Below are 12,229 nucleotides of genomic sequence, written 5' to 3' on the forward strand. Positions count from 1 at the left end.
GACGATGCCATGAAGAAATCACTACTACTTAGTTTACTAATCCCCTCTCTGATCCAAGCTGGCAGCTTTATGCCTAGCCAATCTGATTACTATTACGAATTAGGAGGAACATCTAATTTATTTATTCCACCCGTCAATAAAGATCAAACACTGGTTATTGGTGCAGATATAGATGGCCGTATGGGCTTTTCCTGTAGCGGTTTTAATCCTGTGGTATCCATTACCAATACTTTTCAGGATTTAAAGAAATCAGCATTAAATATCCCTGGCGGTGTAATTGATAATTTGAAAGGCTCTGTCGCAGGATTTCCGCTTTATAAGCTACAACAGTCCATGCCTGCTTTATACAATGTTCTACAAAATGCTGCATCTAGCGCGCAAAATGAATTTACCCTCAAAGTTAAAGATTGTCAGGAAGTCAAACAAGCATTGGAACAAAACCAATCTCCTATGGAAGGCATCTTATCAGTATCAGATAGTCAGGGATGGCTCGATGCTGCCAAACGGGCTAAGAAGGAAAACGTCGATGTGACCGAAACGTCAAAAAGTATTGCCCAAAAACGAGATGAATACGGTCTACCCTGGATAGGCAGCGATAAAGGCAATGCTGGCGGTAAATTCCAACGCCCCATTAAGGTGATTAATGATGTAGTCATTGCTGGGTACAACATTCTTTTGGAGAGAAAACCTTTAAATTCCTTGGAGAAACCAAGTACTAAAATCCCTATGACACTAAGCTGGCCAACGCCTACTGATGCTGCCAATTGGGCAGTTAAGGTTCTAGGTGATATTCAAGTCAGCAGCAGTGAAAACAAACAAAATCACGATGCTAAAGCAGGGATAGGCTTATCAGCCTTATTGCAAAGCTGTGCGAACGCTAATACCTGTAGTCAGAACATTGCCAAAGCCTTATGGAATTTAGTCAATGGTACATGGACACTGACCGAAGAAAATCTGCATAAAGTCAGCGCCTCCAATTTACTGATTACTGATGAAGTCATTATCACAATTCAACATTTACCTCGTGAAGAACAGATGCTCACTGTCTCGAAGTTAGCTGAGGAAATTGCTGTCCAAAACATGTTGGATAAAGCCTTAATGATGCGTCGTATTTTACAAGCAGGACTGCAAGTACAAGAAGTACAAAACTTAAAACCTGCTATGAACATGGTCCTTTTTGCACTGAAAAAACTGGATGATGACATTCACTCATTGTCATTTGAAAACGATGTCCGCAAAAAAATGATGAATGAGACTTTGGGAACCATCATGGACATTCGCCACCAAGCACAAAACCAAAATATCCCAGGCCAGGATCATGAACAGCCAACAGTAAAAAATGGTGCAATCTACGTCAAAGAAAATAAAGGAGCTTAATCATGATCGTCTTTAACCCTTTATCCCTCTACACCACCTATCTAGGCTGGCAACAGTATGAGGTTCTATTTAACGCCCTGTGGCAAACAGGGCTGTTATATCTTGGCTTTTTGGCCATTGGCTATCGCTTTCTTAAAAATGTGCTTAATCCAGCTGGCGCTTTTTATGCTGTGGAACATGCTTTAAATAATTTCCTTTATGAATTGGCAGTCACTTTCCTGATATGCAGTTTATTTGTCTATCCTTGCGTACCATTGGAAACCAAAGCCTTACAATTTAAACCCCTATGTGGACTAAAGAACCCAACGACTGCGGTCATTGGCGACAGCGGCACAACTTATGATGAAGCCTTTGCAGATCTACTGACTAACCAGGTCAAAATTCCTATAGGCTTTGCCATTATCCAGAATTTCATGTCGAGCTTCACTTACAGCCTTATGAAGGTAACGGGTTGCACCGATAGTTTGCAATCTATTCAAGGCGATTTGGTATCAACCTATCTACCCCAAAGCGTTCGCAAACAAGCATTGGATTTTCATAGGCAATGTTTTATTGAAGCAAGAACTCAATTCAATAGTGAAAAGCATGAAGCCAGTGAGTTAGATCCTATGCTCAAACGCTATGGTGGTGAAGATGATTTAAACTGGATGGGTTCTAAAATTCTGCAAAAGATGTATTACAGCAAACTTCACGCTCGCCAACCCGTGTCAGGATTTACCTTTCATCAAGCCCCAAATCGCAATCTTGAAAAAGCAGCTAATCGTGGCGATATTCCACCCGAACGATTGCCAGAAGATGGATATCCAAGCTGTCAGCAATGGTGGAACAAAATCAAAACTGACCTGGTTGAAGTCTCTAATCAGGCCAGTGTTTTTAACAAGCATCTAAATTACTACGCCATGCTCGATAGAGTTCGCCAATATAAAGTGAAACACCCAAAAGCCTGGAAAGCAGACATCAGCGCAGAAGATTTTATTGCGAAAATGCTCTTGCAAGAAAGCAAAGACATGCAGACCAGTTCTGTGCAAAACCTCATGGATAATAACAATGGAAAGGTCGCATCTGCCATTACCCATAGCCTGGTCAATGTCGGACAATGGACAAAATCATGGACATCCACCCCATTAAAAAGAGAAGCAATCATGCAAACCCTGCCCGTCATGCAAGCGTTTTTCATGTTCTTTTTAATCATTTTAACGCCAATGGTATTGTCCTTAAGTTGCTATAGTCCAAGAGCGTTGGGCAGTCTGTGCGCCTTGTTTGTTATGGCTATCTTTCTTCAATACCTCTGGCATCTGGTCGGATTTCTCGAACGCTCTGTGCTTGATCCATTAGGGGAAAACGATGCTATTTCGGCCATGAAGAATATGGCTGTAATGTTTTACTTTGTAGCACCCGTTTTGTTACTCAGATTATCTAGTCATTTTGGCGGTGACGCTGGTGCAGGTCTTATGGATTTAGTCAGCGGTACTGAACGCCATAGCGATAACGTAAGTCAATCAGGTATGCAGGTAGCTAAAACAGGCGTTAAAGTGATATCAGGAGGTCTTCGATGAAGACCTTATTTAGACTCAAGGGATTCATTGTATTCACGAATACTAATCAAGCCCTTATCAAATTTTTCTTGAGCCTCATAAACAGTCAAATAGCGTTTAGCAGGTTTATCCTCGGCTACGCCAACAAGGGCATCAAGAACTACCGCCAACAAGCGAAATACCTTTCTCATTTGGAGCTATCCCTATGATTAAACATTACATCCGTTCATTCATTATAGTACTGATTCAAGCCATTTTACCAATCATTGGTTTATTGATAATTGCTCCTTGGATTATCAATACAAATATTCTTACTCGTTGGCAACATACATTCGCTAATATACAACCGTTGTTTCTAGGCTTACATGGACTACTTTATCTGGCTTTGATTTTGTTATGGCCAAAGCTGGTCACACGCATACAGATTAATAATCAACTCTCATCCGAACAACTCAAAACAGCCCTCAAAGTCCGCTGGTATCTACTGGCTATTTTCTTATTTATTGATGCACTGATGATTTGGAGAATGTTATGAGCGAATATCCTATTAATAACCTATTTCGGGAACCAACCGAAGCCTGGTCAGCGATTACCTGTTTGTCTTTGGCTCTACTCGCTTATAGCCAACCACATCTGTTCTTGCTTACGCAAACAATGAGTCTATATGCAGCGATTACACTATCAATCCCTGGTGTCTTTAGAGCATGGCAAGCAATAAAGGTTAAGCGATATCAGCACAGACTTTTAGCCATGCCAACCTATGCCCTATCCACCACAGAAATTCCTTTATCCAAAAACTGGCTATTTCTAGGTAAAGGTTTCCGCTGGCGACCAAGCCATACCCAAAAGCTGCATCAAATCAAACAGGTCAAAAATGAAAAGTTCATGCAAAGGAGCTATAGCTATCAGCTGGCCAGACAATTCTGCCAAAACCATGAACACACTCGATTAGCAAAATGGCTTAACAACCGCTCCAAGTTAAATCCATTCAGACCCGATCCTCCCGTCGGAGGAAGTCCTTTCCTTCACGGAGTTGGAGAAGAAGATAAACCAGTTTACATTCCTCAAGATGTACGTGTAGGTCATACTTTTGTGGTTGGTACTACCAGAGTCGGCAAAACTCGATTAGCCAGTATTCTGATTAACCAGGACATCCGAAACGGTGATGCCGTTATTGTTGTAGACCCTAAAGGCGACCAGGACTTGGTTAGAGACATGATGGCTGCCTGTAAGGTATCAGGCAGAACAGAAGATTTCAAAATCGTTCACTTAGGCTTTCCAGAGAAATCCGCACGATATAATCCTCTCAAAAATTTCGACCAAATCAGTGAAGTGGCTACACGAATCACCGATGCAATATCCGCAGAAGGTGAAGGGAAGCAATTTGCAGCCTTTGCATGGAAATATGTTAATATCGTTGCCATTTGTCTTGAAGAAATGAAACAACCCATTACCTACCAATCCATAGCCTTTTATATCAGTCGATTAGATCAACTATTGATGACATATGCCGACACCATTCTACCCAATCACTATCCCAAATATCATCAAGAGATTGAAGCTATTATAGAGGAACATGACAGCAAGATTGGTAAAAACAATAAAACCAAATCCCCTATGGAACGCCACCAGGCAGTCATTCAATATGTCAAAGACCACATCAACAAAACCATCAAAAGCAACAATGCCGAAGCGCTTCACGACCAAATCCTGATAGACCTTTATGATGCAGCTATTATGGATAAACACTACTATGAAAAAATCACAGCCAGCGTCGGCCCTGTATTGTCTGAAATCAATAAAAGTAATGCTTCAAAAATTCTATCGTCAAAGGCCAAAGCAGGTGACATTGAGCTGATGGATGTGATTAAAAATAAGAAAGTGCTTTATATTGGTTTAGATAGTTTAACTAATCCTAATATTGCCCAAGCAGTGGGTAAAGCTTTTTTGTCAGATCTGGTTTCTACAGCTGGTAAAATTTACAAGGAACCCAATGCTCGTTATATATTGAATCTGCATTGTGATGAGCTGTCAGAGATTATCCAGGATTCTTTTGTGAAGATTCTCAATAAAGCGGGCGGTGCTGGTTTTCAAGTGACCGCTTACGCTCAAACTATTCAAGATATGGAAGTTGCACTGGGTTCCAGGGCTAAAGCAGAAGTATCCGAGGGAAATTTTAATACCCTAATTATGCTGCGTGTTAAAAATGAAGAAACAGCCAATTTACTGGTTAAAGTGCTGCCTCAAGTTGGAGTTATTGGACATACCCAAGTTTCTATGGTTAATGATACACCTCATGGGGAAGATGGGGTTTATTTTAATACAACCAATGAGGACAGAGTACAAACTTCTTCTGTGCCTATGATTGGAGTAGAGGATATTATTTCTTTGCCAAAGGGGCAGGCTTTTGTTTTAGTAAATGGGGGAGAACTTTATAAAGTAAGAGTTCCTTTACCTTTAAGCCACAAAGATAAGTCATCTGATATCTATTCAATGAAATTGAAAATCAATCAACTACCAGAAAATTAACCCACCATGCCAATGGATGGTTTCTCCAGTTTTATTTGTTCAATATGAGATGAATGGATTCGTGATTCAAGTGATGTATCCAGTATTGCGGATCTAATATTGCATTGTATTTTTTACTGGGATTCCAAACGGGGCAAAAAGTGTTTTCCCATTAATTTGTACTTGGGTGAACAATTTAATAAATCCCGCTTTATTGGGCTCAATATGAAATTGTAATTCGGGTCCTCCACGTTCAGCCTTATTTTGGGGTTCTTTCCACATAGGATGAACGTGGGTAACGGTTTTAAAGTCTTCATTAAAACCAACGATGTGAGCATAGGCACCCATAATTGGTTCTAACGTATGAACTGGGTTTCCCTTGGCATCAACAATATCTATTTTACCCATGGCTGGTTGCCCCACTTGTAATGGTGTTTTATCAAAAGATAATTTGAACTGATAGCCATCAACAGTGCTTTCAAATAAAGGCTGGTGATCAATATGACCTCCTAATCCCTTAATGTTTTTAGGAGATGGAAAATCAGCAATAATATATTCCTGAATTTTTGTATTCGCAGGCAATAGATCGGCCCATGCACGATAAGAAGCATTTTTGAGGATAGGCTGCCACTCAAATTGGTAAACACCGGGTGTCGTTGTTTCAACTGGATGAACATGGCTGTAGTCCATGAGATTGTCATCAATAATCAATAAATGAATCTTTTGTGTATGTGCCTCAACAAGATCGTTTAGGGTAACTGGGTTATTATTTGTTGTTTTAGATAACTTGAGGAAGACTAGTTTCTTATCCTTTTTTTCAATTATCCTCTGAATTGATAATCGCATGGTAGCACTTTGCTGTGACTTCGATGAATTTTTTGAGGGATTTTTCATCGCATGATGATGTGAATTTCCAGCAATAGCAATTCCATAATACGAATTGCTTAATAGCAAACCAATGAGGGCAATGATAAATTTTTTCACAATAATTTTGGCTCCAAGGACACTCAACCGTTCTGTATCATTATATCGTAGATAAACACTAACTACCTAGGTTTCAATTAACCGCTTTATATGATTACTGTTTTTTTTAGAGTTTATACAACATCTCATTCAATTGCTTAAATCAGTTTAGCGAATTAAAGTATAAGAAAAATTAGATATGCTTAAGATAATTCACTTTATTTTAAGTTATTATTAGGTAATCTATTTATCGATGGAACTATCATGAGTGATATGGAGATCTTGGAGTATTTTCCTGAAGCAAGAGCCGAAGAGGAAAAAGAAAAAGCTCTCTGTTTTCACCCAAAAAATAGTAATCATGCACAAAATAATCTAGTCTATCTTTTGGATTGGGAAGAAGAGTTTGATGTTATCCGTTCAATCAATTAGAGCTATTTATTTTGACTGGTGATTGAATGACAGTCTATATTTTAATTATTTCCTTTTAAAATCATGGATAAAAATCATCATAAAACAAAGTCATTGGTTTATTTTAGCCTGCTGTTTATTACTTGCTGTTTGTACAAACAGTGGAGCTGCCAACGATAGTACAAAGAATTAAAATATTCATGTCGCGCAAGGCCATGGAGGTGGCAGTGGTCGTTAACATCAGGGGCTTTAGACTGAATTGTAAGGGTTTGTCATGAGTATTGATTCTCTTATAATACCAACTTAGGCGTTTGAATTTTTAGGGAAATTAAACTCACATGAATAATAGGTGAGCAGATTCAAAGGATGGACAATGACGCAGATTTGGCATGACAAGAAGCCCCAAGAAGTGGCCAAAGTACTTAAAACTGATTTATCAGTTGGTTTAACTGAGGAAGAAGCACAACGACGCTTAGAAGAGTCTGGCGCTAATGTATTGGTCAAACAGAAAAAAACTTCTTTTTTGAAAATTCTTTTCCAACAAGTAAACAGTTTAGTCACCTGGGTTCTTTTAGGCGCTGTAGTCATTTCATTTTTACTTGGTGAAACAGTAGATGCCATTGCCATTTTTGCCATTGTGGTTTTGAATGCCATTATCGGCTTTATTATCGAATTTCGAGCTGATCGTGCTATTTTAGCGTTGCAAAAATTGGCTTCCCCTAAAGCCAGGGTAATTCGGGATGGTCATGCCAGGATAATCACTACTTCCGATATAGTGCCAGGCGATATTCTTCTTTTTGAAGGAGGAGATTTAGTTACAGCTGATGCTCGTCTTTTTGAGCTGTCTTCCTTAAAGACGGAGGAAGCCCCTTTAACCGGTGAATCATTGCCTATTGAAAAAAATCTCAATTTTTATAGTGCTGAAACACCGCTGGCTGAGCGCAAAAACATGGTCTTTATGGGAACATCCGTGGCGAATGGTACAGGTCGAGCCATTGTAGTCGCAACCGGTATGAGTACCGAAATGGGACGTATTGCGACCATGTTGAATGAGGCTTCTCGTGATGAATCCCCATTACAAAAAAGGCTTAATCATGTGGGTTCCCGGCTATTATGGCTTTGTTTTTCCATTGTCCTACTGATTTTTATTCTCGGTTGGTTACGTCGTATTCCATTTTTTGAATTGTTTATGAGCTCCGTTAGTCTGGCTGTAGCGGCTATTCCTGAGGGTTTACCTGCGGTAGTCACTGTTGCTTTAGCCTTAGGTGTTCAACGCATGGTACGACGTGCTGTCTTGGTAAGGCGTATGTCAGCTGTGGAAACTCTGGGTTGTCTCCAAGTCATTTGTACGGATAAAACCGGGACATTAACAGTGGGTGAGATGACAGCCCGTAAACTCATTACCGCAGAGGAAGTGTACAGTATCATAGGTGAAGGATATCACTTGGATGGTCATTTTATTTCCCAAGGTCAAGAGAGTGATGTCGCCAAAGATAATTTGTTACAGACTGTTTTGAGCGCCGCTTCGGCGTGTAACAATGCAGAAATTCGTTTGCAACAAGGACAACTATCCACTGTTGGGGACCCAACAGAAATTGCACTATTAGTAGCGGCTGCCAAAGGAGATATTTGGCGTGATATTCTGGAGTCGACTTTTCCTCGCATACGAGAATTGCCTTTCGATTCAGAACGAAAACGTATGACGATAATCCGTAGGCAAGCAGAGCAACTGACTGCGTTTGTCAAAGGGGCACCTGAAGTGATTTTCGAACGCTGTAGCCATATTTTGACTCGAGAGGGCATCAAAAAATTAACCCCTAAAGAACGTGCCCGTATGCAACAATCCTGTCAATTGATGGCCAGTGAAGCATTGCGAATCTTGGCCTTTGCACAACGGCAATGCGATTCTTCATTATTGGAGGCTGCTGATGAAGACATTGAAAATAATCTTGTTTTACTAGGACTCATAGGACTCCAGGATCCGCCGCATGCTGATGCAAAAGCATCGGTTAAGCGTTGTAAAATGGCAGGCATTAAACCAGTCATGATCACAGGCGATCACCCCGATACCGCCAAAGCAATTGCTCGTGAATTAGAGATACTGAATCCAGGCGATCGCCTGATGACAGGTAATGAACTGGATAAGATGTCTGATGATGACTTTATGGCGTGTGTGAAACAGATTGCTGTTTATGCTCGCGTTACTGCTGAACATAAATTAAAAATCGTTCGTGCCTGGAAAAAACATCACATGGTGGTTGCAATGACTGGTGATGGTGTAAACGATGCACCGGCACTAAAAGAAGCTTCGGTTGGTATCGCAATGGGGCTCACAGGCACTGAAGTGACTAAAGAATCTGCCGATATTATTCTCATGGATAATAACTTTACCTCTATTGTCGATGGGATTGAAGAAGGGCGGACAATTTATGACAATATTGCCAAAACGCTTGCTTATTTATTAGCGGGAAATATGGGTGAACTGCTGGTTGTTTTTAGTGTTCTTTTAATCGGCTGGCCCTTACCACTATTGCCAATCCAATTGTTATGGATAAATTTAGTGACGGATGGTTTGCCGGCATTGGCTTTGGCAACCGATCCGGCTGAGCCTGGAATTCTTAAACGTCCGCCAAGATCATCACAACAATCTCTGATGAATTTTTCATTTTTCAAGCAGGTATCTTTTATAGGTTGTTTAACGGCACTGGTCACCTTTGGTGTATTTGCTTACGAATATTTAGTCAATGCGGATTTGATACAGGCTCAGGACGCTGCTTTTTCTGTTTTAGTGACTGCAGAATTATTAAGAGCCTTTGGGGCTCGTAGTCAAACCAAGACCATATGGCAAGTAGGGCTGTTTTCAAACATGCGCTTGTTTTTTATTGTCAGCATTAGTTTTGCGTTGCAGATCTTCATTCATCATGTCCCTTTTTTGCAACGTCTTTTTGGAATTAGTCCAGTGACTTTATCTGAATGCTTGCTTTGGATAGTCTTAGGAACCATCCCTTTACTGATTTTGGAATTGAAGAAAATGATTAAATTAAGGAATTCACCTCATGAGGCGTTTTAATTTTAAAAAAGGCTTCTGGGTCATCCTGATTACCAGCTTGATCAATTACCCTGTTTTCTCTTTAAGCCATGCTGCGCCATTACCAGTTTTAGAGAAGCTGATTGAAGAGGCTAAGGGAAATAACCCACAAATTAAGGCGGCTCATGCGCGCTGGATCGCTGCCAATCGTGTTGCACCCCAAGCCCGTTCACTCCCTGATCCTAAAGTCAGTGTTGGTTCCCCGATGAATATTGATCCCATGCGGCTACAAATGATTGGTGCAAGTCAGGAAATTCCATTTCCAGGGAAGCTGGCAGTTCGTGGGAAAATAGCAGTCGAGAAGGCAAAACGGGCTGCCGCGGACTTCCAGGCCACGTGCCTGGTTGTTATTGCCCAATTAAAGCGTATCTATTACAACCTTTATTCGGTTAATAAATCAATTGAAATCCTGCAAAAAACCCTACTGCTTCTGCAAGAGCTTGAAAAAAGTGCTCAAGTGAATTACAGCGTGGGAAAAGTTCCGCAACAAGATATTTTTCGGGCACAGACCGAAATCGCTCGCCTGGATATGCGTTTGGTTATCTTAAAACAAGAGCGGGAATCGCTTGAGGCGGATATTAACCGTCTTTTAAATCGACCCTTGGATATTGCAATTCATACCCCATCGCAGTTATCTGTAACCCATCATCGTCATAATTTGGCATTTCTCAATAACCTCATCAAACAGCGCTCTCCACAATTAAAAGCACGCGAACGAAGCGTTGAGCAACGACGCCAAACGGTTAAATTAAGTAAAATGAATTATTTTCCTGATGTTGAAATTGAAGGAGGAAAATTACATAACACAGTAACGAATAATGACGGATATATGGTCAACTTGAAAGCCACTATTCCTTTGTATTTTATGGAGAAGCAAAATAATGGCTTGCGAGAATCCCTTTCTCGTTACAATGCTGAAGTAGAAGATTTGCACACCACCTATCAAGCGCTTCTTTTCCAGGTCAAAAACGCTTTTTTAGTGGAACAGCGTTCTGCAAAGTTAATTGAATTGATCCAAGGCTCCATCATTCCTTTGGCCACACTAACGTTTAATTCATCACAAGCCAATTATGGAGTTGGTAAAGTGGATTTTTTAACCTTGCTTAATAACCTGCTGACGTTACAAGAAAATGAAATTGAATTGCATAATGAGTTGGCAAATCACGAAAAAGCCATCACGCAGATAGAAGAAATTACAGGGAAGCTCACATGAAGTCTAGAAAGCCAATCGTCTTATTTATTGTGTTATTGATCGCCGTTCAAATAGGTATTGCGCAATCAACAACAAGTACTCATGACAAGATGGATATGAAAAAATCCACCTCGGACAATTTAATCATGATAGACCCAGTTCGCTTACAAGCCATAGGCATTACATCGGAGCCGGTAAAAAGCCAATGGATTGAAAAAACGATTCGTACGGTGGGTTATGTTGAAGCAGATGAACGGTTGGTTGCCCATATTCATGTGCGTTTTGATGGTTGGATAGAAAAATTATTCGTCAATTTTACCGGAGAGAAAGTCAAAAAAAATCAAGCTTTATTTACTGTTTATAGTCCTGATCTGGTTTCTACTCAACAAGAATATTTATTGGCTTTACAAGCCAAAAAAATTCTTGGTAAAAACAAAAACACTTCAATTATATCAGGCTCTCAGGCGTCTTTTGAGGCAGCCAAACAAAGACTTTTGCTGTGGGGAATTTCTGAGAAGGAAATCGAGCATTTGACAAAAAGCGGTAAAATTACCAATACGATGACCATTAATTCTCCAATTAATGGAACGGTTACTCATAAAATGGCATTAGTCGGCATGCGAATCAAACCAGAAGATGAACTGTATACCATAGCCGATTTATCTCGTTTGTGGATTTTAGGCGACATTTATGAGTATGAATTACCTTATATTAAACTCGATCAAACAGCGGATGTCACCTTGTCGTATTTGCCTAATCAATTGTTTAAAGCCAAACTTGATTTTATTTATCCAACGGTCGATATGAAAACTCGTACCGCCAAGGTTCGTTTTGTGGTGGATAATGCCAAGGATCAATTAAAACCGGGGATGTACGCCAATATTGACTTAAAAATTCCTTTAGGCAAGCGACTTGTAGTGTCCAAAAATGCTGTTTTGATAACGGGTGAGCGTGCCGTGGTGTTTATTTATCATGGGGATGGAAAAATTGAGTGGCGCAATGTGACATTGGGTGTGCGTGCTGGTGATTTGATCGAGGTGGTACAAGGCATCAAAGAGGGAGATAACATTATTACCTCTGCTAACTTCCTCATTGACTCTGAAAGTCAGTTAAAGGCTGCGATGGGTGGTATGCAGCATTAATACGATAAAAGGATTT

At 40.3% G+C, this 12,229-nt stretch carries 10 protein-coding genes; 8 read left to right on the top strand and 2 right to left on the bottom strand.

Features of this window, described 5'->3' with window-relative positions; genetic code table 11:
- Positions 1 to 9 precede the first annotated feature (9 nt).
- Both T345_RS0112630 and T345_RS0112635 read left to right on the top strand, forming a co-directional pair.
- A complete protein-coding gene (locus T345_RS0112630) occupies positions 10 to 1,377 on the top strand; it encodes an integrating conjugative element protein (protein ID WP_014842597.1) in 1,368 nt (455 codons plus the stop codon).
- A gap of 2 nt (positions 1,378 to 1,379) precedes the next feature.
- Positions 1,380 to 2,933, top strand: coding sequence for a conjugal transfer protein TraG N-terminal domain-containing protein (locus T345_RS0112635; RefSeq protein WP_014842598.1), 1,554 nt, complete (start codon positions 1,380 to 1,382; stop codon positions 2,931 to 2,933).
- Between the two features lie 5 nt (positions 2,934 to 2,938).
- Here the strand turns inward: T345_RS0112635 and T345_RS15130 are convergent, their stop codons facing one another.
- Complete coding sequence (locus T345_RS15130; RefSeq protein ID WP_010652859.1) at positions 2,939 to 3,103, bottom strand: hypothetical protein; 165 nt, start codon at positions 3,101 to 3,103, stop codon at positions 2,939 to 2,941.
- Between the two features lie 14 nt (positions 3,104 to 3,117).
- Between T345_RS15130 and T345_RS0112645 the strand changes: the two genes are divergently transcribed.
- Both T345_RS0112645 and traD read left to right on the top strand, forming a co-directional pair.
- Entirely contained in the window at positions 3,118 to 3,447 is a 330-nt protein-coding gene (locus T345_RS0112645) for a hypothetical protein (RefSeq protein ID WP_014842600.1), read from the top strand.
- Positions 3,444 to 5,441 (top strand): type IV conjugative transfer system coupling protein TraD, encoded by a 1,998-nt coding sequence (gene traD, locus T345_RS0112650; protein WP_014842601.1) that lies wholly within the window; start codon positions 3,444 to 3,446, stop codon positions 5,439 to 5,441. The genes T345_RS0112645 and traD overlap by 4 nt, the downstream gene beginning before the upstream one ends.
- 93 nt (positions 5,442 to 5,534) lie before the next feature.
- Here the strand turns inward: traD and T345_RS0112655 are convergent, their stop codons facing one another.
- Positions 5,535 to 6,404 carry a hypothetical protein gene (locus T345_RS0112655; protein ID WP_028389632.1) on the bottom strand — a complete coding sequence of 290 codons (870 nt, stop codon included), beginning with the start codon at positions 6,402 to 6,404 and terminating at the stop codon, positions 5,535 to 5,537.
- A 243-nt stretch (positions 6,405 to 6,647) separates the two neighbouring features.
- Here T345_RS0112655 and T345_RS15135 point away from each other — a divergent pair, with 243 nt between their 5' ends.
- From T345_RS15135 to T345_RS0112675, 4 genes are all read left to right on the top strand, one after another.
- On the top strand, positions 6,648 to 6,812 hold the full coding sequence (locus tag T345_RS15135) for a hypothetical protein (protein WP_154080663.1): 165 nt from the start codon (positions 6,648 to 6,650) through the stop codon (positions 6,810 to 6,812).
- 352 nt (positions 6,813 to 7,164) lie between these two features.
- Complete coding sequence (locus T345_RS0112665) at positions 7,165 to 9,861, top strand: cation-translocating P-type ATPase (protein WP_014842603.1); 2,697 nt, start codon at positions 7,165 to 7,167, stop codon at positions 9,859 to 9,861.
- A complete protein-coding gene (locus T345_RS0112670; protein ID WP_014842604.1) occupies positions 9,848 to 11,092 on the top strand; it encodes a TolC family protein in 1,245 nt (414 codons plus the stop codon). The genes T345_RS0112665 and T345_RS0112670 overlap by 14 nt, the downstream gene beginning before the upstream one ends.
- The gene (locus T345_RS0112675; RefSeq protein ID WP_014842605.1) at positions 11,089 to 12,213 is read left to right on the top strand and encodes an efflux RND transporter periplasmic adaptor subunit; all 1,125 of its coding nucleotides are present in this window, start codon (positions 11,089 to 11,091) and stop codon (positions 12,211 to 12,213) included. Before T345_RS0112670 ends, T345_RS0112675 begins: the two co-directional genes overlap by 4 nt.
- The last annotated feature ends 16 nt before the right edge of the window (positions 12,214 to 12,229 follow it).

It is taken from the genome of Legionella fairfieldensis ATCC 49588 (assembly GCF_000621525.1).
In the GTDB taxonomy this organism is placed as follows: domain Bacteria; phylum Pseudomonadota; class Gammaproteobacteria; order Legionellales; family Legionellaceae; genus Tatlockia; species Tatlockia fairfieldensis.